Raw genomic sequence first — 27000 nt, forward strand, 5'->3', positions numbered from 1 at the left:
TAGTAGTTTTAAGGCTGAAAATTTCTTTTCAGGGACTACAAATTTATATGGAATATCCGTTAAATAAAATGAATTGTCGCTTTCTCGTATTTACCCATACATTTAATCGCTCGATCCATCCTTCTCTTTGTCCATCAAAACCCTTGTTTTAGGCAATGAACTTGGGTATTTCTCTTGGATATAAATGATCATCTGCTCTCTAATAAAACATCTCAAATCAAAAGCAGAAGGACTATCACGGGCACTCATCAGACACCTTAATTCAATTGTTGTTTCCTTTACGTCCGTTACTTGAAGTACTTGTACTTTGCCATCCCACAAATCCGTACTCTCCAATAGTTCCTTCAGTTTGTCCTTGAGATCAGAAATAGGTATGGTATGGTCAACATAGATAAAGACCGTCCCCCAAATGTCGGCGGTAGTTCTGGTCCAATTTTGAAAAGGATTCTCCAAAAAATAGTAAATAGGAAGTACCAATCGACGTTGGTCCCAAATACACACTACCACATAAGTTAAATTTATCTCCTCAATCTTGCCCCACTCTCCTTCCACCACCACAACATCATCTATACGAATAGGCTGGGTAAATGCTATCTGAAACCCTGCCAACAAATTGGCAATGGACTTTTGGGCAGCTAAGCCAATGATGATACCAGCCACTCCTGCTGATGCCAGCAGGCCTTGTCCTATTTCTCTTGCTTGATCAAAACTCATTAAAATTGCTGCAGCGGCTATTATTATGATCACCACGGCCACTAGCTTTTGTACAAAACTAATTTGAGTGATCATCCTTCGTTCCTTTAGGTTATCCTGCTTGTCGAAGGACAAGTGTTCCACGAAGTAATACTTCAAGACATTGACAAACTCCAACAGTATCCACGAAAGATTGATGATAAAGAGAATTTTAAAAATTCTCATCTCACTTAAAAACCTCCATTCTTCTGGAGAAACCTTAGGCTCAACAAAGGGAAAAAGCACAAAAAAAAGTCCCCACTTTACAGCTTGGGAAAACTTCTGAATAGCTTTCTCCCCGGAATGGGAATGAGGTTTAAACAAAAATTTTCTCAAAATTTTAAACACAAGCCATACTAACACATGGCTAATTACAAGTGCTGCAATCGTAATCAGGATAAATAATATCTTGTCATTCATTTGAATGGAGTTTAAGTGACCAATGAATAAGCAAGGTTTATTTTGAGTTTATCGCACTAGAGGGTAAGTCAAAAGGCTCTCTCCCATTAAGAAATATATGAAGAGGTCATATAGATTAATTACATTTGTTAATTAACACCTAAAGCAAAAGTTTAAGTCTATAATAACACTAGGTACGTTATAATATACAGACAAGTAATCTTAAATCCAAAATGACACTAAGCCCACTACTCCTAATTGCTGGAGCCATATTGATAGCAGCCTATTTTCTTTACGGTAAGTTTGTATTCAAAAAATTTGGAATAAATAATCAAAGGAAAACTCCTGCGCACAAGTTTAAGGATGGAGTAGACTACGTTCCCAGCAGACCAATTGTAGTACTCGGCCATCACTTTGCTTCCATCGCTGGGGCTGGCCCAATTGTAGGCCCAATCATAGCAGTAACCTTCGGATGGATTCCGGCAGTGATCTGGATATTGGTAGGTGGGATTTTCTTTGGGGCTGTCCATGACTTGGGGAGTATGGTCGCCTCCATTAGAAACGAAGGAAAGTCAATAGGAACCATCATCAAAAACACCATTGGGCAAAAAGGAAAGCAACTATTCATGATCTTTAGCTTTTCAACCCTGATCCTTGTCATAGCCGTTTTTGCAGACATTATCGCCAAAACCTTTATTAATAATCCCGGTGTAGCTTCCGCTTCTATACTGTTTATTTTACTCGCTGTAGTTTTTGGATTTCTAAATAAAAGGATCGCCCACAAAAAAAGTTTGTTTACAATAGTATCCATTGTTGGAATCATTCTGATGTACTATTTTGTCTATTTAGGCACACAAATCCCTTTTGAACTTGATTACCAAATTTGGCTCTACCTATTATTGGCTTACGCCTTTATTGCCTCTGTCACACCTGTATCATTGCTCTTACAACCTCGGGATTACCTGAATAGCTTTTTGCTGTATGGGCTGATCATTTTAGCGGTAGTAGGGGTTTTGTATGCTAACCCGACCATTGAGATGGACACGCATGTTCATTTATCTTCAGAAAATTTAGGATATTTATTCCCTGTTCTTTTTGTCACCATTGCTTGCGGTGCCATTAGTGGTTTTCACTCCCTTGTTGCTTCAGGCACTACTTCAAAGCAAATTGACAAAGAAGAAGATGTAAAAATTGTAGGCTTTGGAGGAATGCTGATTGAATCATTTCTGGCCATCATTTCGGTTGGTGCTGTAATCATTCTAAGCCGTGAAGACTATACCAGTAGCCTTTCCGCTTTAGGGCCAGTCACCTTATTTTCTAATGGTTTGGGAAGTATGATGGCGAGCCTTGGCATATCGGAAAGTCTTGCCATTAGCTTTGTAGCATTGACCGTTTCTGCCTTTGCCTTGACTACCCTTGACACTTGCACCAGATTAGCCAGGTTTACCCTTCAAGAATTTTTTGAAGGTATAGAGCAGCCAGTCGGAAAATCACTTTCCCAAAATAGGTTTATCAGCACTGGCATTGTGGTCATTCTATCTATTTTACTAATTCGCTCTGGAGGCTTTACTACGTTATGGCCTATTTTCGGCTCAGCCAATCAGCTTTTGGCTGCACTAGCCTTATTGGCAGTAGCCGTCTGGCTAATCAAGACCAATGTCAACGCCACGTTTGTGATTATTCCTATGTTCTTCATGTTTACAGTTACATTAACTTCCTTAGGTATATTTGCATGGAAAAATTTCCAAGATCAAGCCTATGTTCTTGCTATCATAGCCTCGGTGTTATTTATACTATCATTGGTATTGATCATCCTCGCCAAGAAAAGCCTTGAACAACGATCCCCCATAACACAACCCGGAAACTAAACTTATTCGCAAAATCGTTTTTGGCTGGCGTTTTGCTTTTAACCAGATTATATTTATTTTAAATGAATTAATTTAGATTCAAAATGCAAAATAAATTATTTGAAAAACATTACAGCCGTTTTACCAGTTCAATATTTCTACTGAGCCTAATATTCCTTGCCACCTCTTGTTTCAAAGATTCCGAAGTAGATGAGCGTTTAGAAAGTGTAAAGGCAGCCAAAAGATCCCCAGGTGTTTCTGCAAATGAAATATTATCTTCCTCGAAGTTTCAAAGCCTTGAATTGGAAATTCAATATATGGAAGGGTATCCCTTAAGTGAAACCACCATTACTCAAATTACAGATTGGCTAAATTCACTGATCAATAAGCCGCTTGGTATCACAGTAATAACTACATCCATACCTGCAGTAGGTCAAGAAGATTACAGCGTTACTGAGGTACGCGAAATAGAAGACAACAATAGAACGGCCTATAATGCTGGAGATAAATTGGGAATGTACATCCTTATCCTTGACGGCTATTTTGACGAAGACAGTGATACCGAAGCAAGTCTCGGATTTGCTCACAGAAACACCTCCATCGCTTTAATGGGCAAAAGAGTAAAGGAAAATTCTGGAAGCTTTGGAAGACCCAGCAAACCCAAACTAGAAACTACTGTCCTTGAGCATGAATTGGGTCATTTAATGGGTTTAGTAAATTTAGGGTCGGGAATGGTTACCGACCATGAAGATGGAGAAAACCTCAAACATTGCGATAATGAAGACTGCTTGATGTACTGGGAAGTCGAAACGAGAAGTATATTTTCTTCAATGGACGAAGGGATTCCTACCTTAGATGAAAATTGCCTCAATGACCTCAAAGCCAATGGTGGCAAATAATTTATTGATAATAAAAAAGGGAGCTAAATTGAAGCTCCCTTTTCTATCTCTACATGACATGAAAAGGTTCTGAAACCTTTTTCGATATCTTCCAGGCAAAACCTATATTAATCAGGTAATCTGCAAAAGCTGCATCCCCATGCCTGTAATTATCCGGAGTAGACCCCTCTATATCCAAATAACTTCTTGTCCTATTTCTTTTTAAAGCGATGGGTACATTAATATTTACAGCAAATGCCCCTTTACCATAGTTGATACCTGGCTCAATAGATGTGACATAGCCTGGTCTTCTAAATCCATCACTTCCTCCAATCAGATCATACACAGGAATACACTCATGGCGGCCTCCTAAATAAAAACTCAAGCCTGGCACGGAAGACACATATGTTGCCCCGGCTCTAATGGCATACTGGTCTGGAACAGAAAACTCAGTACCTCTGTTTCTTGCAGATTCCCCATTAGTCTCTCTTGGATTGGCCAAGTAAAAGAAACTTCCATTAAGAATAAAATGATGAGACAGCATTCTATAAGCCTGCAATTCCAATGTGGCTCCAAAACCACCATCTCCTGGCTGGATAGACTGGTCCACAGTAAGCTCTAAAGTCTCATCTCTATTTTCTCCCTGATTGTAAAATGTATCCGTGGCACCATAGTCACCTGTTGGAAATTTCATTCCCAAACCTATAGATAAGTTCCCTTTAGGGTTTTTCTCTGGATTCATCACCCAATAGGAAGCGCTCATTCTGACATCTCCCAAACCACTTGAAAACGTCTTGTGTATATCCCCCAAACCATTTGGAGGATTACCTCCATGCTCGTACATGGAAGAACGCTCATGGTATACCAATGGCAAAACCAAGGTTCCATACCACCGATCACTAATTCCATATGATACAGAAACATCAAAGAAATAGGAATCATTGATTACTTCCGTACCTTCTTCTACCCGATTGGTTTCCTCTTCTTCTCCCCTAAAGTGCCTAAACGAATGAAAATACCTAAAATTTCCATTTACCAGCCATTCTCCCTTAGGCAAGAATGAATCAGAACCTACTTGGCCATTACACCCTGCAAAGCCTCGAATTGCAACACATCCCTGTGCATAAACTGAAGCAAATCCTATTACAGAAAAAATGAGTGTGAAAATCAGTGTGTAAATTTTTCTAATCATATCATGGGGTTTATTGTAAATATTGATTCGTAATAATTACGTATTATAATATATTTTAATCCAAAATCCTCCGATTTCAAAATAAAAAAAGAGCTCCATAAATGGAGCTCTTTAAATAATTTATTGGGTATAGGAATCAGTCTTTTACTTCCTCATAATCCACATATTCTCCGCCTCGAATATCCTTACTACTTCTTTCTTGATAATGCTTGGGTACATAGTCTACATGAATTTCTCCTTCATCTTTTGAGCTACGTTGTGCCCTTTCCTCTTCACGAGCAGCAGCTTTTACCTGCTGGGCAAATTGTCCCAACTTGGAACGAAGAAAATACCTAACAAGCTGGCCAAATAACCACCCAATACAAAGAATTAATATTATATACTTCAAAGCGAATTTTATTTATATTCAAATTATCTACTTAGATAAAGGTTTCTCTCTGAGTAAATCTTTAGGAAGTAATCATCCATCAAATCATCTATGAAATAAATGGCCTCACCAGTTGATTTCATCTCAGGTCCCAACTCTTTATTTACATTAGGGAACTTATGGAAAGAGAATACCGGCTCTTTGATAGCATAACCTTTTTTCACTGGATTAAATTCAAAGTCCGTCACTTTGTTAGCTCCCAACATCACTTTTACGGCATAATTAACATAAGGTTCTTGATATGCCTTGCAAATAAATGGAACAGTCCTGGATGCTCTTGGGTTTGCTTCAATCACATAAACCTTATCACCCTTGATAGCAAATTGGATATTGATCAAACCAACAGTTTTCAATGCCAAAGCGATTTTCTCCGTATAGGTTTCTATCTGACGAACCACCAAATCTCCTAAATTGTACGGAGGCAATACGGCATAAGAGTCACCAGAGTGAATACCCGCTGGCTCTATGTGCTGCATAATACCAATGATGTACACATTCTCTCCATCACAAATGGCATCTGCTTCCGCTTCAATAGCTCCTTCCAAGAAGTGATCCAATAAAATCTCATTGTCAGGAATGTCTTTCAATACTTCAACGACATGCTGTTCCAATTCTTTTTCGTTGATCACAATTTTCATCCCTTGGCCGCCTAGTACATAGGAAGGTCTTACTAGCAATGGGAATCCAATGGTTTTGCAAAGCTCAAGCGCTTCGTCAGTATTATGAATGGTTCCAAATTCTGGATAAGGGACGTCATTGGCTTTTAGCAAGCTAGAAAATTCTCCTCTATCCTCCGCCAAATCAAGCGCTTCGAAGCTTGTTCCAAGAATCTTTACACCATATTTCTCCAGCTTCTCGGCCAATTTCAATGCGGTCTGACCACCAAGCTGAACAATAACTCCTTCAGGTTTCTCGTGAAGGATAATCTCATAAATATGCTCCCAGAAAACAGGCTCAAAGTACAGCTTATCCGCAATATCAAAGTCTGTGGAAACTGTTTCAGGGTTACAGTTAATCATGATGGTTTCGTAGCCACACTCTTTGGCAGCCAAGACTCCATGCACACATGAGTAATCAAATTCAATACCCTGACCTACTCGGTTAGGCCCTGAACCCAGTACAATTACCTTTTTATTATTAGAAGCAGTTGATTCGTTTTCTTCACCAAAAGAAGAATAATAATACGGAGTTTGCGCCTCAAATTCTGCTGCACAGGTATCTACTAATTTGTAGACACGCTTGATGCCCATTTCATCCCTTCTCTTGTTGAATACTTCGCTTTCCAAGCAACCTAAAAGGTGAGCAATCTGACGGTCAGCATAGCCTTTATGCTTGGCCAACATCATCAAATCCTTAGGAATGGTATCCAAAGTGTATTTTCCTAAAGTAATGTCCAAGTGCACCAACTCTTCGATTTGCTTCAGGAACCATTTGTCTATTTTTGTCAAATCTGAAATAGTCCTGAAAGAAATACCCAACTTGAAGGCATCATAAATATGGAAAAGTCGATTCCAGCTTGGGTGCTCCAAACTATAAAGAATCTGCTCTTGGTTTTTCAACTCTTTGCCATCTGCACCAAGACCATTTCTCTTGATCTCCAGTGATTGACAGGCTTTCTGCAAGGCTTCCTGGAAGTTACGTCCAATTCCCATTACTTCACCCACAGCTTTCATAGAAAGACCCAGACGACGATCAGAACCTTTGAATTTATCAAAGTTCCAACGAGGGATCTTTACGATCACATAGTCAATGGCTGGCTCAAAGAATGCAGAAGTTGTTCCTGTAATGGAGTTCTCCAACTCATCCAAGTTATATCCAATGGCCAGTTTAGAAGCCACCTTAGCAATTGGGTAACCAGTGGCTTTAGATGCCAAAGCTGATGAACGGGATACCCTTGGGTTAATTTCAATACCAATGATGGTTTGGTTATCAGGACTTACAGAGAACTGAACATTACATCCTCCAGCAAAATTACCGATACCATTCATCATCTTAATGGCCAAATTTCTCATTTCCTGATATACCGTATCAGGAAGGGTCATTGCAGGAGCTACAGTAATAGAGTCTCCGGTATGAACGCCCATTGGGTCAAAGTTCTCAATGGAACAAATCACGACCATATTACCAATAGAGTCTCTCAGTACCTCCAACTCATATTCTTTCCAACCTAGAATACTCTGCTCTACCAAAACTTCATGAGTAGGAGATGCTTTCAAGCCACTCATCAGGGCTTTTTCGAAGTCTTCTTCCTTTTCCACAAATCCACCACCAGTACCGCCAAGGGTATAAGATGGACGAATTACCAATGGGAAACCAATTTCCTGTGCTATTTCCTTACCTTGAAGAAACGATGTAGCAGTTCTACCGATACAAACCCCTACATTTAATTCCTCCATCAAGGCCTTAAATTTCTCACGGTTTTCAGCAGTTTCGATGGCGTCAATATCAACACCAATCATCCTTACATCAAATTTCTTCCAAATACCAGCTTGATCAGCTTCTATCGCCAAGTTCAAGGCAGTCTGTCCCCCCATGGTAGGTAGAACACAGTCAATATCCGGATGCTCAGTCAGGATTTTTACGATGGATTTTTTCTCCAACGGAAGCAGGTAAACATTGTCTGCGGTAACCGGATCCGTCATAATTGTTGCCGGGTTGGAGTTGATAAGGGTAACGGTAATACCCTCTTCCCTTAGGGACCTGGCTGCTTGGGAACCAGAATAATCAAACTCACAGGCTTGGCCAATTACGATCGGGCCACTTCCAATGATCAGTACATGTTTAATGCTATTATCTTTAGGCATGCTTTAGAGAGGTTTGGATAAGATTTTTACTTATGGCTAAATTGGTGCAAAATTAAGTAAATTATTGGAAGTAGCAGGAAGAAAAAGAAAAAACATTCCATCGACCTATAATAATCGAAGTACACAGCCATTAGTATCATGGGATAATGCAATTATGCCATGAATAAACGCTGATCTCACAATGTAAATAATTGCTTCAACAAGGTCAATTATTCCAAAAACAAAAGCGGCTATCGAAAAACTCCGATAGCCGCTAACACTTAAAAGTCAGTTATATTTAAAGCTTTCCTTCTGTATCATTATAGTCTCCAGTAATGGTCGCTCCGTTATTCCAAACATTTCCATATACAGTAACCGATGAACCTGATCCCAAGAATTCAAGCTTCGCACCACTGTTCAACGTAAGGTTACCATAGATGACCAAACTACCTTCGATTATCATGGTATCATTGATCTGTAGACCTGTATCTTGACCATATTGCCCAATCACCAATGAACCTCTCATATTGAAAGTACCATTGCTATTGACATTGGCCCAGCCTTTAACAGAAAGGGATCCACAGAAAGTAAAATCATCATTTACATTCAAACCATCCACAACCAATGAACCGGAATACCCTTGAGGCTGACCTGAATTGATATTCACCCAACTATTTCCAGTATAAGCTGGCAAATCAGTACAAACATTGTCATTGATTTCCTCAGCAAGATTGATTTTCAATATCTGCAAGCCCTGTAAGCCAGAAGCAACAAAGATGTACTCATCATTGGCTTTTACAAAGTTGGAAGAACCAAAAAGGTCTAACACACCTAATGTCTCCACGCCATCTTCTTCAAATGCCGCAGCACTCACCCCTGCTGCACCATTGGCCATAAACAAATGTTTTTCATTGGTGGTAACAGCGTTGGTTACTATCTCTTCAGTAAGAAGCCCTTCAGAAACAACAGGAATTTCCACCCTTTGCAGCTCAGCTCCATTACTTGTACTATAAAGACCCGCTCCATTTGCTCCTTCTGACACAACCAATGCTTCATCATGTACATCCATGGTACGCTTAGCGCCTGAATAATCAGGAGATAAAGGAATAGTAATTTCAGTTTCCAAAGAAACTGGATTTAAAATATTAATTCCCTTTTCACCACAAAGAACAAACAACTTGTTCTGATCAATACCGAAAACGGTACTTTGCCCAAACGTCACCGATCTCAAGTCAGGAAAATCCACTTGGCTAACGATGGTTGAATTAGATTTATCAAATAAGGTAACTTTACCATCAGTACCTGACACCATCACAACATTATTGTTGGTATGGTTGATATCTGTTGCCACATAACCATCTACAGTCGAAAACTCAAAGTCTGAAGTAAATTGACCATTAGAAGTAGAAACCGTAATCAAGTTGGCAGGGCCATCTACTCCATAGCTTCCATCTTGGTCAACAGCTGCTGCGATGTATAACTTTCCTTCCACATAATCAACAGCGTTTAAATCAGCTTCTTCAAAAATCGCTTGGCTTACAATTTCTGGCTTCAATACATTGCTGATATCAAAAATATCAATAGCCCCCAAGTACTTTGCCCCTTGTGTATTATAAGTTACATACGCATAATCTCCATTAATGGCCACATGTGTAGCTTGTAAAGTATTTCCTTCAAAAGTTGGCGCTTCTACCTGAGCGATCAATTCCAAAGGAAGGTTACCTATCTCTCCTTCTTCCTCCACTCCAATTCTAGCTCTTTTAGCATTCGCTGCAGACTCTGAGGTTATCCCCACGACACCTGTGTTGGTCAAGCTAAGTCGAGCGCTCAATAATTCTTTATCCGTGTTAATTACTATTTTTTCATCTCCGCCATTAGGAACGCTATCATCTGGATTACATGACAACATTATCATTGCAGACACCAAAACCATTCCAAGTACTTTAGTTTTCATTTTAACTGCTTTTTTTAGTGTATAAATAGTTGCTTTTGGTTTATGAATGCAAATATAAGACTAAAACCATATTCTAGTGACTTGTTTTAAAAAAACTTAATATACTGACAGGCAAACCCTTACTATTAATCACTTATTTTTGTCCAAAAAACTTATCTGATTGAGTTATTAAGCGGTTTTCTTTAAAATAGTGATTTTAAAAAAAATATATTAAAAAAAGTACATGCTGATAAGTTGAACCCAAAAATCTAAAGAAAAGAAATTCCAGAAAACGGAAACTATTCCAAAACATAGAATAATCAGCGAATTTTCTCCAACATTTTTATAAGCTGGATATAAAAAAAGCAGCAACTTTAATCACATAGTTGCTGCTTCTTAAAGAACGAAAATTATTTACTATCAAATATGCAATGCTCTATTTTCAGTAGCTGCCAAACATGCCTCTTTGAAAGCCTCCGTATAAGTAGGGTGCGCATGAGACATTCTAGCAATATCCTCTGCCGATGCCCTATATTCCATGGCCACAACCGCCTCAGCAATCATATCTGCTGTTCTTGGACCAATCATATGAACACCTAATATCTCATCAGTGCTCGCATCAGCAAGCACTTTGACCAAACCGTCAGTATCCATGGAGGCCCTCGCTCGACCAGATGCCATGAAAGGGAATTTTCCCGTTTTATATTTAATACCTTTTTCCTTCAACTGCTCCTCAGTCAGGCCAACAGCTGCCACTTCAGGCCAAGTGTAAACCACACCAGGAATCAAATTATAATTGATATGAGGTTTTTGTCCCGCCAATTGCTCCACAACCAAAACACCTTCTTCTTCAGCTTTGTGAGCCAACATGGCTCCTTTAACCACATCACCAATGGCATAAATATTATCCACACTGGTTTTCAAATGCTCATCTACTTCTACTTGACCTCGGTCATTGATCTTCACTCCAGCAGCTTCGGCATTAAGGCCTTCCGTATAAGGTCTTCTACCAATAGAAACCAAAACATAATCCCCTTTCACTTCAACCGCCTCACCTTTGCTGTTTTCTGCTGTAACGGTCACTTCCTTCCCTCTGTTTTTCACAGCGGTAACCTTGTGTTTTAAGTAAAACTCAAAGCCTAATTTTTTAAGAGACTTTTGCAATTCTTTACCCATGGTCTTGTCCATGGATGGGATCAAAGAATCCATGAATTCTACTACCGAAACTTTTGCTCCCATACGGGCATACACAGAACCCAATTCCATTCCAATTACACCACCACCAATCACAATCATGTGCTTGGGAACCTCGTTCATCTTCAAGGCTTCAGTAGAAGTGATGATGCGTTTCTTATCTATTTCAATAAAAGGAAGGGAAGACGGCTTAGATCCGGTAGCTATAATGATATTCTTGCCGGTGATTTCTTCAGATTTCCCATCATCCTTGGTCACTTTGATGGTATTTTTATCTACAAATGAACCAAGCCCTTGATGAACATCAATTTTATTTTTTTTCATCAAGTACTGAATTCCATCCACATTCTGCTTGACCACATCATCCTTGCGGGCAATCATCTGCTTAAGGTTCACTTTTAAATCTTTCAAGTCAATCCCATGGGTTTTAAAGGTATGGGCAGCATTGTGGTAATGCTCAGTGGAGTCCAACAATGCCTTGGAAGGAATACAGCCTACATTTAAGCAAGTACCGCCTAAAGTTGGATATTTCTCCACAATAGCCGTTTTCATCCCGAGCTGTGCCCCTCTAATGGCAGCAACATATCCCCCTGGTCCAGATCCAATTACGATTAAGTCGTATTTCATGATTGTTTGTTTTGTTCCAGAAGCCATCCCTTTGTATGGTCCATCCGGTCTGTGATTATCTTGTATTTATTCGGGAGCAATTCGCTAAGCTTTTGGCCTATCACTTCTGCTCCATTAAATTAAAAAAAGTACCAAGCCTAAATGTCTGAGTTTTTAAACTTGGTACCGATCATTTTTATACTCCTAGTAACAACCTAGCTGGATCTTCAAGCAATTGCTTCACCCTAACCAAGAAGCTTACAGATTCTCTACCATCAATAATCCTGTGATCATAAGACAAGGCCACATACATCATAGGGAGGATTTTCACTTCACCATTCACGGCCATTGGTCTCTCCACAATATTGTGCATTCCTAAAATAGCTGATTGAGGCTGATTGATGATTGGGGTGGACATCATGGATCCAAAAATCCCTCCATTGGTAATCGTAAAAGTACCTCCGGTCATCTCTTCAATGGTCAACTTACCATCTCTTGCCTTTGTAGCCAATCTCACCACTTCTTTCTCTATTTGGTCAAAAGAAAGGGCTTCTGCATTTCTAATTACCGGAACTACCAATCCTTTAGGAGCCGAAACGGCAATGGACACATCACAGAAGTCATGATACACCAATTCGTTTCCATCAATTTGTGCATTGACTGCCGGCCATTCCTGAAGCGCTACACAAACAGCCTTGGTAAAGAAAGACATAAAGCCAAGGTTCACATTGTGCTTTTCCTTGAACATCTCCTTATACTGCTTTCTTAGATCCATGATCGGCTTCATGTTCACCTCATTGAAAGTGGTTAACATGGCTGTTTCATTCTTGGCAGCTACTAGTCGCTTTGAAATGGTCTTTCTGAGGGAGGTCATCTTTTCCCTCTTCGTATTTCTTTCGCCTGCTACTTTAGGTGCTTCAGGTGCAGCTTCTTTGGCTGGCGCTTTTGATGCTTGAGGTGCAGCTGGCTTAGGAGCAGGTTTTTGAGCCTTTTCAGCATCCTCTTTGGTAATTCTACCATCTTTACCAGTTCCTTTCACACTTTTGGCATCAATGCCCTTTTCTGCCAATATTTTTGCTGCAGCTGGTGAAGCATGGCCTGCTGCATAACTGTCCCCATTTGAAGAAGGAGTTGTCTCCGCGGTGCTTTCACCAGCAGATTCTGAAGGGGCATCACCTTCTACAACTTCTATCTTACAGATCATCCCCCCAATCTCCAACGTATCACCTTCAGCTGCAACATGTCTTAAAATTCCTTGAGCTTCAGCAGGAAGTTCAAAAGTCGCTTTATCAGAATCTACTTCTGCAATAATTTCATCCAATTCCACAAAATCACCATCTTCCTTCAACCAAGTCGCCAAAGTAACTTCCGTGATTGATTCTCCAACTGTAGGGACAACCATATCTTTTACTTCTCCTGTCTTTCCTCCACCATTGGAAGTTTTCTCTGCAGGCTTAGACTCCTCCTTCTTTTCTTCCGCTGGAGCTGCATCTCCTTCTGATGCATTGGTGTCTATTTCACAGATCACAGCCCCGATTTCCAAGGTATCACCTGCTTCTGCCTTGGTAGTCAAAACACCAGCAGCCTCCGCTGTCAATTCAAAAGTTGCTTTGTCTGATTCCAATTCGCAGATCACTTCGTCCATTTCGACATAGTCTCCGCTATTTTTAAACCATTGGCCTATGGTTACTTCAGTAATGGATTCGCCCACAGCAGGGACTTTGATTTCTAAACTCATGGCTATTTTTTTTACCCCCCAAACCGTTATGGTCCAAGGCTAATTTCTGATTATTAAACTAAAATAATAAAATTAAACCCAAATCTAGCCCCAGCACAAAAACATGGCTGGGGCTTGGGGGATTTACTTGATTTTTAATGCTTTATTGATAATATTTTGTTGTTCTTCAACATGCACCTTATGGTAGCCTGTTGCTGGTGAAGCACTTGCCTTTCGAGCGATAACCTCCATAGGGAAATCCCTGAACAAAGCCCTCATCATATAGGTCCAGTAGCCCATGTTTTCTGGTTCTTCCTGTACCCAAACCACTTCTTTCTGTTTGCTGAAAGATTTAACTACATCAACAATCTGATTTTTAGGAAGTGGATGCAACTGCTCTACCCTAACGATTGCAACATCTTTCACTTTTTCCTTTTCTCTTGCCTCTATCAGATCATAATAGATTTTACCTGAACAAAGTACTACTCGCGTCACATCCTTTTCGCTTACGGTAGTATCCGTCAAAACTTCCCTAAACCCACCTGTGGTAAATTCCTCAACAGGAGACATCACTTTAGGATGTCTCAACAAGGATTTAGGAGACATTACAATACAAGGTTTTCTAAATTCCCAAGCCAATTGTCTTCTCAACAAATGGAAGAAGTTGGAGGGTTCTGTGATATTGGCTACCACCATATTGTATTCAGCAGAAAGTTGCAAGAACCTTTCTGGCCTAGCATTAGAGTGCTCTGGCCCTTGTCCCTCATAACCATGAGGCAACAACATCACAAGCCCGTTCATTTTCTGCCACTTGGACTCACCAGAACTGATAAACTGGTCAATCATCGTCTGGGCACCATTGGCAAAATCACCAAATTGTGCCTCCCAGATGGTCAATGAATCTGGATTGGCCATGGCATATCCATATTCAAATCCCAATACTGCATATTCAGAAAGTAAGGAGTTATAAATATGGAATTGACCTTTATTATCCTTTAATTCTTTTAAAGAATTGTAAGACTTACTGGTATTGGCGTCATGAAGCACCGCATGTCTGTGAGAGAAAGTACCTCTTCTACAATCCTGTCCAGTTAACCTTACTGTTTTGCCTTCCAATAGCAAAGAGCCATAAGCCAATAATTCAGCAGCCGCCCAGTTTAGGGACTTGGAATTAAAGAACATATCTTTACGCTGCTTCATTTGCACCTCAATTTGCTTAATTGGCTTAAAGCCTTTTGGCAAGGTGGTCAACGCTTCTGCTACTTTATTAACCGCTTCTTCAGAAATAAAAGTATCTGGAGATTTCTCAAAATCCTCAGGGGTAGACTTTCTAAGTTCTTTCCAGGCCTGCTCAAAAGGTGAGAAGTTATAAGGAAGTGGCTTTTCTTTCACCATATTCAACCTGTCTTGAAGCAATTGACGGAACTCTTTGTCCATCTGCTTAGCCAGCTTGGCATCTACATCCCCTCTTTCCATGAGTCTTTTATTATAGATCTCTCTTGGATTAGGATGCTTGGATATAATGTTATATAACTCAGGTTGGGTAAACTTAGGCTCATCAGATTCATTGTGGCCATGCCTTCTATAACAAACCATATCAATGAAAATGTCCTGGTTATATTTCTGTCTGAATTCAGCAGCCAGTTTTGCCGCGAATACCACTTCTTCTGGATCATCTCCATTGACGTGGATTACAGGAGCATCTATGATTTTGGCTACATCGGTACAGTAGATCGAGCTTCTTGCATCATCAAAGTCTGTCGTAAAACCAACCTGGTTATTGATCACAAAGTGAATGGTTCCTCCGGTGTTATAACCTTTTAGGTTAGCCATTTGCGTCACCTCATACACAATACCTTGCCCAGCCACCGCTGCATCACCATGGATCAAGATAGGAATTACCTTATCCTTGTTCCCTTCATACTGATGATCGATTTTTGCTCTTACAAACCCTTCCACTACTGGATTTACCGCTTCCAAGTGTGACGGGTTAGGAGCTAATTTCAGGTTGATCTTCTTGCTGGTAGGTGTGGTAATTTCACTGGAAAATCCCATATGGTACTTCACATCACCATCACCCATGGTAAGGTCAGGCTTGGCAGTTCCTTCAAATTCAGAGAAAATCTGCTCATAGGTTTTGCCCATGATATTGGCCAAAACATTCAATCGACCTCTGTGGGCCATACCAATCATCACTTCTTCGGCACCTAATTCCGCCCCCTTATTGATGACCGCATCCAAAAATGGGATGGTACTTTCACCACCTTCAAGGGAAAATCGCTTTTGTCCTAAATATTTGGTATGCAAGAAGTTTTCGAAGACAACCGCTTCATTCAACTTGGACAATATTCTCTTCTTCTCCTCAGCTGGAGGGTTAAAGGCCAAAGCTTCCTTTTCAATTTTTTGCCTCAACCAATCCAACATTTCCGGATCTCGAATATATAAGTATTCGAATCCCATCGAACCTTCATATATCTTTTTGAGGGCTTCTACGATTTTACTCAACTTGGCATCTCCAATACCAATTTCGTTCCCAGCCTGAAAAACCGTACTTAGGTCCGCCTCGCTCAACCCAAAATCCTCTAGGTCGATCAATGCTTTTCTATCCCTTCTTTCTCGTACTGGATTGGTCTTAGACCTTAAGTGTGCTCTGGAACGATACGCATGGATCAAAGCCCTTACCTTAATTTCCTTTGGCAATTGCTCCATGTCCATAATAGTTCCTTTGGTCGCTAGATTGCCATTTGGTGCAGCACTCACTTGCGATGTTGAAGAAACAGCGCCTCCGTTTTCGTCTTCTCCAAACTTGGTAATGGCAAAGTCAAAGCCATCAAAAAATGTTTTCCAACTTGGTTCGATTGATTCTGGGTCCTTTTTGTAATCCTCATATAGCTCATCAATATAAGCTACATGGGCATTGGAAATGTATGAATATTTGTCCATGTTTTGATTATTTCGATACGCAAATATATATACTTATGAATTTTTAATAAAACTGCTTATTCGCCTAAACAAATAAAACTGATTTTCAATGACATTTGTTTTTATTCACAAAACTATACTTGCATTTTCGTTGATTCTTATTGAAATAAATTTGGTTTTTGTATGATTTCAAAATGTGGTTTGGCAGACATGTTATCGAATGGATCATTTATAAGTTTAAATCATCAATTTTTACTAAAGAAAATGTCTTATCAAGGCGTGTAATTGAATGAAAGCGGGTCTTCATATTTAAACATAAAGCCCTCATCTTGGATTTTTCGGGAAGAAACTTGTTTCCAATCAGCGCGCTCGCTTTGATCATAACTTGCTGGTGGATCAAAACCCAGTTCTTTAGCGTTCATTTCATAAACGGCTTTCTTCTTAGGATGCAAGGGACTTACACCATTGAAAATCTCATCCCATAAATTATTGGCAACTACAAACTCAATAAGTCTTACCGCATCCTCTTGATGAATATAATTGACTGGAGGATGTCCTGTTACATTGGTCTTTCCTGAAAAATATTTTCCAGGAATTCTGTCCAACCCTAGTAATCCCCCTAAGCGAATGATGGTAAGCGAATAACTTTTATCTTTGGTTAAGATACTCTCAGCTTCCAACAATGTCATGTTCACTGTCTCTTTTCCAATCAATTTTTCCGTTTCATCCACCTCTCTATTAACATCCGGATACACAGAAGTAGCACTGGTATAAATGACACTTTTTACATTTGATTGTTGTATGAGGGCTTTTAGGAATTTGATTTGCTCAGGATGAAAAGTATCGGGCAAAGTTCTTCTTTTGGGAGGGATATTTATAATGACTAGATCAGCATCAAAAAGTTTTTGAAACCCACTTCCAACAGGATGAGGTTCTAATTTTAAGCATACGGCGTTAACTCCTTCTTTTTCCAGCAGTTTTTGTTTCTCTACTGAAGTAGTACTACCAATTACCTCATGCCCCTTGCCAATAAGAAACTTTGCTAGGGGAAGGCCGAGCCATCCTAGGCCAATTATACTGATCTTCATCTATTTTGGTATTTTGGGTTGATCAACTCCACTCTAAAATAACTGTTTTTGTCCATAAAAAAGCCTTCCTCCAAAAGGAAGAAGGCTTTCATCTTATTTATCTTTCTTAGGCATTGTACCTAAAACAACATCCCAAAGAGGTGAACTTACCCCAAATGCAACATCAGGATCCTTATAGTGATGAATGGCATGGTTAACCCAAAGGATTTTCAAGAAATTCTTTGGTGGCTGGAAAGCGTGAACCACATAATGCACCCCAAGGTACAGCGCATAGCCAATCAAAAAACCTGGCAAGAAATAGAAAGCATAATCACCCATAATAAAGGTAAACACAAAATAAAAGATGCAGGCATATAAGCCACTGATAAAAGGAGGCATAGCCAAACGATCTTTGTCCTTGGGATAATCATGATGGACCCCGTGCACAGAATACTGTAATTTATCTTTCAGTTTGGTATTAGGCACCATGTGAAAGAAATACTTATGCATCAAATATTCCACAAGAGTAAAAGCCAATAGACCAATCAACAATACTATTAATCCTATCAAAACCGGAATCGTAGTAGTAGTCAATCCATAGTAAAACGAAACGGAACCTATTACCAAAAACATGATAATAGGAATACTTATATGTGTTCTGGACAACTTTTCCAAAACAGGATTTTGGAACATTTGTGCGGACCCATTGTTATCAGGCCTCTCCAGTCTTCCAATTTTCTTCATCCTATTCTTATTTTCTAATTAATTCTTATTTCCATTAAATAACTGAAAAGCAACAGCTTAATACGCAAACTAGGCTGAAACTTTTAAAATTCCCCACAAATTTAACGGAATGATTTCAAAAGGAGATATTCTTTTGAGGAAATAATGATTAAAATCACCTATTTGGAAAGAGAAAGGGTTTTCTCTATGGTCTTTTTATAAAACGCCTCATACCTCGGCAATATGTTTGAAACATCAAATTCTTTTGCCCTGGCCAAAGCTCTTTTTTTAAACCCAGGTAAGTTCTTATCAGAAAGGATATGTAAGGCCTTTTCAGTCAAACCTTTGATATCCCCAACATCGCATGCAAAGCCCGTTACTCCATCAATGTTCAATTCAGGTATCCCTCCAGCATTAGAAGACAATACTGGAACCTCACAGGCCATCGCCTCCAGTGCCGCTAAGCCAAAACTCTCTTTCTCAGAAGGAATCAAAAACAAGTCAGCCACTGAAAGCACTTCTTCCACGGCCTCCAATTTCCCTAAGAAACGGGTATCTTCACAAGTCCCCAACTCTCTACAAAGGCGCTCCATCTTATCTCGTTCAGGCCCATCTCCTACCAATAACAGCTTTGAAGGAACAACTTTCCGCACTTCATAAAATACTTGAATAACATCCTCTACCCGCTTTACTTTCCTAAAGTTGGAAGTGTGCACCAATAGTTTTTCGTCATTTGGACATATTGCCCTCTTGAAATGCTCCTTTTTCTGTTTCTTGAAGCGATCCAGATCAATAAAGTTTGGAATCACCTCTATGCCATTCTTAATATCAAAATGCTCGTAGGTAGCTTGCTTCAAATCTTCCGACACCGCAGTGACACCATCTGACTCGTTGATACTGAATGTAACCACTGGTTCATAACTGGGGTCTTTTCCCACCAAAGTGATGTCAGTACCATGTAAGGTGGTAACCACAGGTATTTCTATTCCTTGGCTTTTCAAAATCTGCTTGGCCATGTAAGCAGCCGAAGCATGAGGAATAGCGTAATGGACATGTAGCAAGTCCAATTCCTCATATTTGACGACATTCACCATTTTACTGGCCAAGGCCAATTCATAAGGTGCATGTTCAAATAATGGATAACTCTTTATATCTACTTCGTGATAGAATAAATTCTCACTGAAAAAGTCCAACCTGGTAGGCTGTCTGTATGTTACAAAATGAACCTGATGTCCTTCTTTTGCAAGGGCTTTCCCCAATTCTGTGGCCACTACGCCACTCCCACCAAAAGTGGGGTAACAGACAATTCCGATTTTCATGTTTTCTTTACTTAAAAAAAGCTACTTTTTTAAATTTAGAAGCTATAACCACTAAGGTTTCATTTTTGTTCAATATGCGTATAATTTTTCTAAACCTATCGGATGGATTGATAAATTACATCGTGAATATCAGTTCTGATATTATCCCTCAACAAAGAATTATTGCTTGCATTGGGATAAACTCTATTGGATAAGAACACATAGATCAAATCATTATCAGGGTCTGCCCATACAGCGGTCCCAGTGAATCCAGTATGCCCAAAACTGTTTTTAGAGGCCAATTTTCCAGCAGATCCTCCTTTATCAATTTCTGGCTCAGGCTTGTCCCATCCCCAGGCCCGCCTGCTTTCCTTTGACTGTCGTTTCGTAAACTGTTTTACGGTTTTTGGATCAATTAGGTTCACACCACCGTAATGCCCATCCTGCAGCATCATCTGCATCATCACAGCCAGATCATGCGCTGTCCCAAACAATCCAGCATGACCAGCAACCCCTCCATACATGGCGGCCCCGGGATCATGAACCGTACCACGAATCACTTCATGCCTGAAAATCATATCGTTCTCAGTTGGGGCAATTCTTTCAATTGGAAATTTTTGTAAAGGCAAATAGGTTAAAGTATATAAACCTAATGGCTGATAAAAGTTCTGCTCTAAAAATTCATTCATCGGTTGATTCACCATCTTTTCTATCAACCGATGCAGCATGTACATGCCCAAATCTGAATATTTATAATCGTATTTTTTTTTGCCATACGGTAGTTTTCTCAATTCAGAATCAACCGTCCACTTCCAAACACTGTCAGGCAAAGCATCCATAGCATACATTCCATTGGCAACTTTCACATTAAATCCAGGGCCTGGCTGACTCCTATAATAGGCCTGATCCCATTCCTTTCCATTTATGGTTTTAGTATAGTGAGGAATCCATGGAAGCAGCCCTGCTTCATGTGTCATAATATCCTTGATCACCAGCTTGGCCATGTTTGAGCCATTAAGCTCTAACAAATAATCCCCAATTGGCCTGTTGATATCGATCAAGCCCCTACTGTTCAAAAACATGATCGCTTGTGTTGTGGCCATTACTTTTGTAATGGAGGCTAAATCATAAATAGTTTCGGTAGTAACAACTTTGGAACGGTCATAATCCAAGTAACCATAGGCCTTCTCAAACACCACTTTTCCATTTTTAGCCACCAAAACACACGCTCCAGGGGTAGATTTACTCCTTATGGCACCGTTGATAATATCATCAATTTTATTGAGTTGTCGACTATCCATCCCTACTGTTTCAGGACTGCTATAACCTAAGCGATCTTTAGCTTCATAGGAAAGGTCAGTTCCTGCCTTCAACGAACTGCTAACAGTAGCAGGGAGGCTTCCATTCACCCCTCTTGCCCCAAAGATTACCTGAGGAGCCAACTTTTCTGTGTATTCATTTTCCTCATAAGCCACCAGGACATGAGGCATGTCATCCAAGTATTTTGCGGCATATGCATTTCCAAAAAGCACAGTGATCACGTTGTACTTTTCACTGAGGTTTTTGATAAAGAACATATCGCTTTCTTTAATCCCAAAATTTCTTCTGGGACTGTTGCTTACGTTCATCACACCTACTACGATAGTATTGTAATCTTTCAGATTTTCTTCTAATGCTCTGTAATTAGCGTTATTGCTATTTCTGGCCAACCTGAAATGATGAAATTCACCATATTTATCCAAATATTTCTGAAAGGTCTCTCCTCCATCCCCAAGGGTAATAGAGGCCATCTTTAACAAATCCTGATTTCTGATAGGCAGAAATCCCTCCTCATTGGCCGTAAGGGTCATGGATCCGGCATATAACTTTTCAATCAATGCTTGGGTATCATAAGTGCTTATTCTCTCCACCAATTTATCCGTATTGATTTTTTGAGGCTTACTAAGCCCAGCCCAATATTTAGCTCTCAAAATCTTCCTGATCCTTCCATCAATCTCTTCCTGGCTGATCCTACCATCTTCGACTGCCTGTAAAATAAGCTGTTTGGATTTGGGTACATCCTCAGCATACAACAAAATATCATTCCCTGCCAAAAGTGCCAGCAAATCTACTTCCCCGGGCTTGTGGAGATTGCTGACGCCTTTCATATTCAATGCATCTGTGAAAACAAGCCCTTTAAATCCAAGGTCTTTTTTAAGTAAATCAGTTACCACACCTTTTGTAAGGGTTGTTGGCATTGAAGCTGTAGTACCCAAACTTGGCGTGTGCAAATGGGCAACCATGACACTCATCAGGTCTTCTCTGATCAGCTGCCTATAAGGATAAAGGTCGACTTCCTTAATATGATCTTTTGTTTTAATGATTACCGGGGTGGTATAATGAGAATCCGAATTTGTATCTCCATGGCCTGGAAAATGTTTGGCGTTAGCAATTACTCCATGCTCCTGCAAGCCCTTCATGTAGGCCACAGACTTTCTGGCCACTCTTTCCTTTTCCTCTCCGAAAGCCCGGTACCCAATCACTGGATTATCAGGATTCGAGTTGATGTCCACTACTGGGGCAAAGTTGATGTGCATTCCCAGCTCCTTGAACTGATGAGCTATCTCTGTACCCATCTGATATATCAGCTCGTCATCCTCAATGGCTCCCAGCGTCATCTGTTTTGGAAACTGCAAAACACTATCCAGTCGCATACTCACCCCCCACTCTGCATCCATGGCTATAAAAAGTGGAGTCTTGGAAATTGATTGATAGTAATTGGTCAGGTTGGCCTGCCTGACAGGCCCTCCTTGGAAAAATATCAATCCGCCCAATTGTTCTTCTTTGATAAGCTTGCTGATTGCTTGCTTGTGCTCTTCCCCCCGATTGGAGTAAGCTGCTACCATAAAAAGTTGACCTAAACGCTCCTCAAATGATAAGCTATTGAAAACACTGTCCACCCATCGGTTTTGAGCCAGAATATCTTTAGTGCTAAAAGGATCATTAGGGATATCAAATTTAGGAAAGCCATTGCTAACAGTTACTTCCAGGATGATCAATAAAATGGCCATCCAAACTTTTTGAATCATGCGAATGTTTAATTTTTATTGCTTAAAATTTAAAATAACTTTGTAAGTGTAGTACAGTACACCGCCATTCTTCGGAGTTATTGCGAAACTTACATAAAATTAAAGCTTCTGTCTATCAAAATAGTGATGAGCAGAACCTACGTTATATTTACTAACGTATTAATGGTATAATCGAATCTAAATTCATCATGAAATTTCCCTCTATATTCAGAACCGCCAGGCCTATGCGCTTTGACATTAAGCCAAGGCACTACGATCCGGTCAAAGAAGAAATTGAGCAAAGAACCTCCAGGATAAAAAGACAACTGGAAGCGGATGGGCTTATTTCTTCTGATGAGGAAATCAATGAGGCTTTTAAAAGAGATAAATCTTCTTCCATCAGAGGTGCCTTTACACAGGGTAGCCCTATAAGAAACAAACCATCAGACTTATTCAGCAGCGCTGGGATGTTGCGTTTGATCATTTTACTTTTTCTTGTTGGGAGTATCACTGGATATCTATATTGGGGAGCAAGTGTGCTTTATATTTTATTATATGTGGGTATTGGAATAGCAGCTGTGCTATTTTTTCTAAGATTGAAAGGCAGGGGAAATGAGTGATATTATTCAACTTCTTCCTGATGCTATTGCAAATCAAATAGCTGCGGGAGAGGTCGTTCAGCGTCCAGCATCCGCATTAAAAGAATTACTGGAAAACTCCATAGATGCAGGTGCTTCAGACGTTCAGGTTTTGGTGAAAGAAGCTGGGAAAATGCTTATCCAGGTCATCGACAATGGCAAAGGAATGAGCCTTACAGACGCCCGAATGAGCTTTGAACGCCATGCCACTTCTAAAATCAGGAATTCAGATGATTTATTTGCCATTAAGACTTTTGGGTTTAGGGGAGAAGCCATGGCATCCATTGCTGCTGTGGCCCAAGTGGAAATGAAAACCAGGCCGCAAGGAGAAGAACTTGGCACACAAATCTGTATAGAGGGTTCTGAAATCAAAAAACAGGAACCGGTTGTCTGCCCCCAAGGCACTTCCATTGCAGTTAAAAACCTCTTTTTCAATGTTCCAGCCAGGAGAAATTTCCTCAAATCCAACCCTGTGGAGATGAAGCACATTGTCGAGGAATTCCAGCGGGTAGCCCTGTCCTATCCTGAAATCAGTTTTAGTTTGACACACAACGACATGGAACTGTTCAGGCTCAGCCCTGGAAAACTAAGCCAAAGAATAGTAGGGATATTTGGGAAGAACTATCAGGGACAATTGGTGGCTTGTGAGGAAGACACGCCCCATGTGAGGATCAAAGGCTATGTCGGCAAGCCTGAAAATGCCAAAAAGTCACGGGGAGAGCAATACTTCTTTGTAAACAACCGATTCATCAAAAGCAATTACCTGAACCATGCAGTCTCCAATGCTTATGAAGGCTTAATGGCTTCAGACCAACACCCATTTTATGTGCTTTTCCTTGAAATCGATCCTTCCCATATAGACATCAACGTCCACCCCACCAAAACAGAAATCAAGTTTGATGATGAAAGAACCATCTATTCTGTGGTGCGGGCTGGGGTAAAACAGGCTTTGGGTGCTCACAATGTCGTGCCCACCTTGGATTTTAGCCTGGATGTAAATTTTACAGAAACCTGGAAAAACGACGAAGTAAGGAAAGAAGAAGTAAGCCGAGAAAACAGCTATAAGACCTACAGCTCTCCATCCTTTAAGAAACAGGATACTTCAGGTTGGGAAAAGCTTTTCGAGGGAGAAAAGAACAGCACTTCCGACCTTAGAAAAGACGCCTTTAAAGAAGAAGTTTCCTCTCCTTCCGTAGAGACGCTTACCTTCTCCAGCAAGGCGAATGATGAAGAAAAAGAAGCTTTACAACCTGAAAAAGCACTTCATTTTCCTCAAGAGGAAACCAATACAGGGACAACTTTTCAAGTAGAAATGAGTTATATTGTAGCTCAGCTCGGCAGTGGCATGTTATTGCTTGACCAGCAGGCCAGCCATGAGCGCATCTTGTATGAAAGGTACCTGAAGCAATTGAAAAATACGGGAGGTGCATCCCAGCAATGTCTCTTTCCGCAAAGCATCAATGTAAGTCCTGCAGATTTTGCTCTCGTCATGGACCTTCATGATGAGCTGACCAATCTTGGCTTTGTGGTCGAAGAGTTTGGGAAAAACACCTTGTTGATAAAAGGGGTGCCTGCAGATATTCAGATCAACAATGAAAAGGCGCTTTTTGAAGGCCTTTTGGAACAGTTTAAACATTTTAAATCTGAACTTTCTTTGGACAACAAAGAAAATCTGGCGCGATCTTTGGCCAAAAAGTCTTCCATTAAGAAAGGGGCAAAACTTAACAGCCAGGAAATGGAAACCATCGTAGGGCAACTATTTGCCTGCCAAAATCCAAATTACGGCTTGTCAGGGAACAAAACCTTTATCAAACTTGATTTAACTAGAATAAGAAGCTTTTTTGAAAAATAATCTATGTTTAGAAACCTAACACCCGTTGTCAAAAACCTGCTCTTGATAAACGTGGGCATTTTCTTTATAGCAGCCTACTTCATTCCGCAGTTGCAGGCCATGTTTGCGCTTTACTATATAGAAAGCAGGTTGTTTATGCCTTTTCAGTTTTTGACTTATATGTTTATGCATGCCGGAATCTGGCATTTGTTCAGCAACATGTTCGGTTTGTTTATATTTGGTCCATTATTGGAACAGTTTTTAGGTCCAAAAAAAATTCTGACACTGTGGATGGTTTGCGGTATCGGATCAGGCGTGCTTTATTCAGGTTACACGGCTTTCCAAATGCATCAACTGGACAACAAAATCGAATCTTTTTACAACGATCCAGATCCGGAAATTTTTAATCAGTTTGTCTCTGACAACAATTATATGTTCAAGTCAAGTATCTATGACTTTATCGATAAATTTAGCAGAGCTCCTGAAAACGAAAGTTACATTCAGCAAGCCAAAGACAATATGCAAGCTGTTAGGGAAAATAAAGCCAACATTCCTATGGTAGGTGCTTCGGGAGCTTTATTTGGTATTTTGATCGCCTTTGGAATGCTCTTCCCTAATACCCAGCTTTTCCTATTGTTCCCACCGATGCCAATCAAAGCAAAATATTTGGTGCTCTTCTATGGACTCTACACGGTATACAATGTGATTGTCAATAACCCTACAGATAATGTGGCACATTTTGCCCACTTAAGTGGTTTAATAATAGGTGCGATTTTGGTAACTTTCTGGAAAAAGAACAGAACTAGCTTTTATTGATCATGTACGGAGGATTCTGGTATTATTTAAAAAACGCTTTCAACCATAAAGACAATAGTCTCTATAAGATATTGGCCATTAATATTTTAGTGTTTTTGGCTTTTCTGGTGCTTAGGGTTTTCTTGACTATCGGAGGCGGTGAAGCCCTTTATAGTAGGATCCTTTCATACTTTATGATGCCAGCTGCCTTGGATCACTTCATTCTTCAGCCTTGGTCCATCATCACTTATATGTTTTTGCATGAGGGCATCTTCCATATTTTATTCAACATGCTCTTTCTGTATTGGTTCGGCTTACTGGTTCAAGAATACTTGGGAAGCAGAAAACTAACCAACCTATATATCCTTGGCGGAATAGCTGGGGCGCTTTTGTACGTTTTGATGTATAATTTTGCTCCTTATTTCAGTAACCATAGAGATGCCGCATTGATGTTGGGAGCAAGTGCAGGCGTATATGCCATTGTTGTAGGGGCTGCGACGCTGACCCCTGACACCACTTTCCACCTTATCTTACTTGGACCAGTAAGGATAAAATACATCGCTATATTCTATGTAGTGGTAGCATTTGCCAACAGTACTGGCAGCAATGCAGGAGGAGAACTGGCACACTTGGGCGGTGCTGCATTAGGCTACTTCTACATTTCACTCTTGAGAAAAGGAACAGACTTAGGTAGGCCAGTTCAAGCTGTGGGGCAGTTTTTTGAGAACCTGTTTTCAGGTAGACCCAATGTAAAAGTCACTTACCGCAAGAAAAACACTCCCTATAAGAGTGAGCCCTTGAAAAAAGAAGATCGAAAAACAGATTCATCTCAAGCCACCACCCAAGAGGAAATTGACAAAATTCTGGACAAAATTGCAGATAAAGGTTACGATAGCCTTAGCAAAGAAGAAAAAAGAAAGCTATTCGAATACAGCAACAAATAACAATCGCCGGCATAAGCCGGCGATTGT

18 protein-coding genes are annotated in these 27000 nt (G+C 40.1%); 6 read left to right on the top strand and 12 right to left on the bottom strand.

Annotated elements, in window-relative coordinates:
• Positions 1–102: 102 nt before the first annotated feature.
• Entirely contained in the window at positions 103–1152 is a 1050-nt protein-coding gene (locus tag JL001_RS03420; protein ID WP_200974756.1) for a mechanosensitive ion channel family protein, read from the bottom strand.
• Between the two features lie 212 nt (positions 1153–1364).
• On the opposite strand from JL001_RS03420, the gene JL001_RS03425 reads away from it, so the two are divergent.
• Positions 1365–2999 carry a carbon starvation protein A gene (locus JL001_RS03425; RefSeq protein ID WP_200974757.1) on the top strand — a complete coding sequence of 545 codons (1635 nt, stop codon included), beginning with the start codon at positions 1365–1367 and terminating at the stop codon, positions 2997–2999.
• Positions 3000–3082: 83 nt separating this feature from the next.
• Positions 3083–3877: a hypothetical protein gene (locus tag JL001_RS03430; protein WP_200974758.1), complete on the top strand. Its 795-nt coding sequence runs from the start codon at positions 3083–3085 to the stop codon at positions 3875–3877.
• 49 nt (positions 3878–3926) lie between these two features.
• Here the strand turns inward: JL001_RS03430 and JL001_RS03435 are convergent, their stop codons facing one another.
• From JL001_RS03435 to JL001_RS03485, 11 genes are all read right to left on the bottom strand, one after another.
• The gene (locus tag JL001_RS03435; RefSeq protein ID WP_200974759.1) at positions 3927–5048 is read right to left on the bottom strand and encodes a transporter; all 1122 of its coding nucleotides are present in this window, start codon (positions 5046–5048) and stop codon (positions 3927–3929) included.
• Positions 5049–5184: 136 nt separating this feature from the next.
• Positions 5185–5436 carry a DUF4834 family protein gene (locus tag JL001_RS03440; RefSeq protein WP_200974760.1) on the bottom strand — a complete coding sequence of 84 codons (252 nt, stop codon included), beginning with the start codon at positions 5434–5436 and terminating at the stop codon, positions 5185–5187.
• 23 nt (positions 5437–5459) lie between these two features.
• Positions 5460–8279: a carbamoyl-phosphate synthase large subunit gene (gene carB / locus JL001_RS03445; protein ID WP_200974761.1), complete on the bottom strand. Its 2820-nt coding sequence runs from the start codon at positions 8277–8279 to the stop codon at positions 5460–5462.
• A 277-nt stretch (positions 8280–8556) separates the two neighbouring features.
• Positions 8557–10212, bottom strand: coding sequence for a hypothetical protein (locus JL001_RS03450; RefSeq protein WP_200974763.1), 1656 nt, complete (start codon positions 10210–10212; stop codon positions 8557–8559).
• Positions 10213–10611: 399 nt separating this feature from the next.
• Positions 10612–12012 (bottom strand): dihydrolipoyl dehydrogenase, encoded by a 1401-nt coding sequence (lpdA, locus tag JL001_RS03455; RefSeq protein WP_200974765.1) that lies wholly within the window; start codon positions 12010–12012, stop codon positions 10612–10614.
• 175 nt (positions 12013–12187) lie between these two features.
• Positions 12188–13729, bottom strand: a complete 1542-nt coding sequence (gene odhB / locus JL001_RS03460; RefSeq protein ID WP_200974767.1) for a 2-oxoglutarate dehydrogenase complex dihydrolipoyllysine-residue succinyltransferase — start codon at positions 13727–13729, stop codon at positions 12188–12190.
• Between the two features lie 123 nt (positions 13730–13852).
• Positions 13853–16651 (bottom strand): 2-oxoglutarate dehydrogenase E1 component, encoded by a 2799-nt coding sequence (locus JL001_RS03465; protein ID WP_200974769.1) that lies wholly within the window; start codon positions 16649–16651, stop codon positions 13853–13855.
• A gap of 251 nt (positions 16652–16902) precedes the next feature.
• On the bottom strand, positions 16903–17718 hold the full coding sequence (locus JL001_RS03470; protein WP_200974771.1) for an epimerase: 816 nt from the start codon (positions 17716–17718) through the stop codon (positions 16903–16905).
• Between the two features lie 93 nt (positions 17719–17811).
• On the bottom strand, positions 17812–18441 hold the full coding sequence (locus JL001_RS03475) for a sterol desaturase family protein (protein ID WP_200974773.1): 630 nt from the start codon (positions 18439–18441) through the stop codon (positions 17812–17814).
• Between the two features lie 158 nt (positions 18442–18599).
• Entirely contained in the window at positions 18600–19739 is a 1140-nt protein-coding gene (gene bshA / locus JL001_RS03480; RefSeq protein WP_200974775.1) for an N-acetyl-alpha-D-glucosaminyl L-malate synthase BshA, read from the bottom strand.
• Between the two features lie 95 nt (positions 19740–19834).
• Positions 19835–22786 (bottom strand): glycoside hydrolase family 3 N-terminal domain-containing protein, encoded by a 2952-nt coding sequence (locus JL001_RS03485; protein WP_200974777.1) that lies wholly within the window; start codon positions 22784–22786, stop codon positions 19835–19837.
• Between the two features lie 188 nt (positions 22787–22974).
• Here JL001_RS03485 and JL001_RS03490 point away from each other — a divergent pair, with 188 nt between their 5' ends.
• From JL001_RS03490 to JL001_RS03505, 4 genes are read left to right on the top strand one after another with little or no spacing between them, the layout of a single operon-like run.
• The gene (locus tag JL001_RS03490; protein ID WP_200974779.1) at positions 22975–23385 is read left to right on the top strand and encodes a hypothetical protein; all 411 of its coding nucleotides are present in this window, start codon (positions 22975–22977) and stop codon (positions 23383–23385) included.
• A complete protein-coding gene (mutL, locus tag JL001_RS03495; RefSeq protein WP_200974780.1) occupies positions 23378–25255 on the top strand; it encodes a DNA mismatch repair endonuclease MutL in 1878 nt (625 codons plus the stop codon). Before JL001_RS03490 ends, mutL begins: the two co-directional genes overlap by 8 nt.
• Positions 25256–25258: 3 nt before the next feature.
• A complete protein-coding gene (locus tag JL001_RS03500) occupies positions 25259–26050 on the top strand; it encodes a rhomboid family intramembrane serine protease (protein ID WP_200974781.1) in 792 nt (263 codons plus the stop codon).
• 2 nt (positions 26051–26052) lie between these two features.
• Positions 26053–26973 carry a rhomboid family intramembrane serine protease gene (locus JL001_RS03505; RefSeq protein WP_200974782.1) on the top strand — a complete coding sequence of 307 codons (921 nt, stop codon included), beginning with the start codon at positions 26053–26055 and terminating at the stop codon, positions 26971–26973.
• The last annotated feature ends 27 nt before the right edge of the window (positions 26974–27000 follow it).

The organism is Echinicola sp. 20G (assembly GCF_015533855.1).
Classification (GTDB): domain Bacteria; phylum Bacteroidota; class Bacteroidia; order Cytophagales; family Cyclobacteriaceae; genus Echinicola.

Bases quoted from the DNA above. Each gene is read 5' to 3' on its own strand.
- lpdA (WP_200974765.1), bottom strand. From the start codon at position 12,012: ATGAAATACGACTTAATCGTAATTGGATCTGGACCAGGGGGATATGTT.
- JL001_RS03450 (WP_200974763.1), bottom strand. From the start codon at position 10,212: ATGAAAACTAAAGTACTTGGAATGGTTTTGGTGTCTGCAATGATAATG.
- JL001_RS03475 (WP_200974773.1), bottom strand. From the start codon at position 18,441: ATGAAGAAAATTGGAAGACTGGAGAGGCCTGATAACAATGGGTCCGCA.
- mutL (WP_200974780.1), top strand. From the start codon at position 23,378: ATGAGTGATATTATTCAACTTCTTCCTGATGCTATTGCAAATCAAATA.
- carB (WP_200974761.1), bottom strand. From the start codon at position 8,279: ATGCCTAAAGATAATAGCATTAAACATGTACTGATCATTGGAAGTGGC.
- JL001_RS03420 (WP_200974756.1), bottom strand. From the start codon at position 1,152: ATGAATGACAAGATATTATTTATCCTGATTACGATTGCAGCACTTGTA.
- JL001_RS03430 (WP_200974758.1), top strand. From the start codon at position 3,083: ATGCAAAATAAATTATTTGAAAAACATTACAGCCGTTTTACCAGTTCA.
- JL001_RS03435 (WP_200974759.1), bottom strand. From the start codon at position 5,048: ATGATTAGAAAAATTTACACACTGATTTTCACACTCATTTTTTCTGTA.
- JL001_RS03505 (WP_200974782.1), top strand. From the start codon at position 26,053: ATGTACGGAGGATTCTGGTATTATTTAAAAAACGCTTTCAACCATAAA.
- JL001_RS03465 (WP_200974769.1), bottom strand. From the start codon at position 16,651: ATGGACAAATATTCATACATTTCCAATGCCCATGTAGCTTATATTGAT.
- JL001_RS03470 (WP_200974771.1), bottom strand. From the start codon at position 17,718: ATGAAGATCAGTATAATTGGCCTAGGATGGCTCGGCCTTCCCCTAGCA.
- JL001_RS03490 (WP_200974779.1), top strand. From the start codon at position 22,975: ATGAAATTTCCCTCTATATTCAGAACCGCCAGGCCTATGCGCTTTGAC.
- JL001_RS03425 (WP_200974757.1), top strand. From the start codon at position 1,365: ATGACACTAAGCCCACTACTCCTAATTGCTGGAGCCATATTGATAGCA.
- JL001_RS03485 (WP_200974777.1), bottom strand. From the start codon at position 22,786: ATGATTCAAAAAGTTTGGATGGCCATTTTATTGATCATCCTGGAAGTA.
- bshA (WP_200974775.1), bottom strand. From the start codon at position 19,739: ATGAAAATCGGAATTGTCTGTTACCCCACTTTTGGTGGGAGTGGCGTA.
- odhB (WP_200974767.1), bottom strand. From the start codon at position 13,729: ATGAGTTTAGAAATCAAAGTCCCTGCTGTGGGCGAATCCATTACTGAA.
- JL001_RS03500 (WP_200974781.1), top strand. From the start codon at position 25,259: ATGTTTAGAAACCTAACACCCGTTGTCAAAAACCTGCTCTTGATAAAC.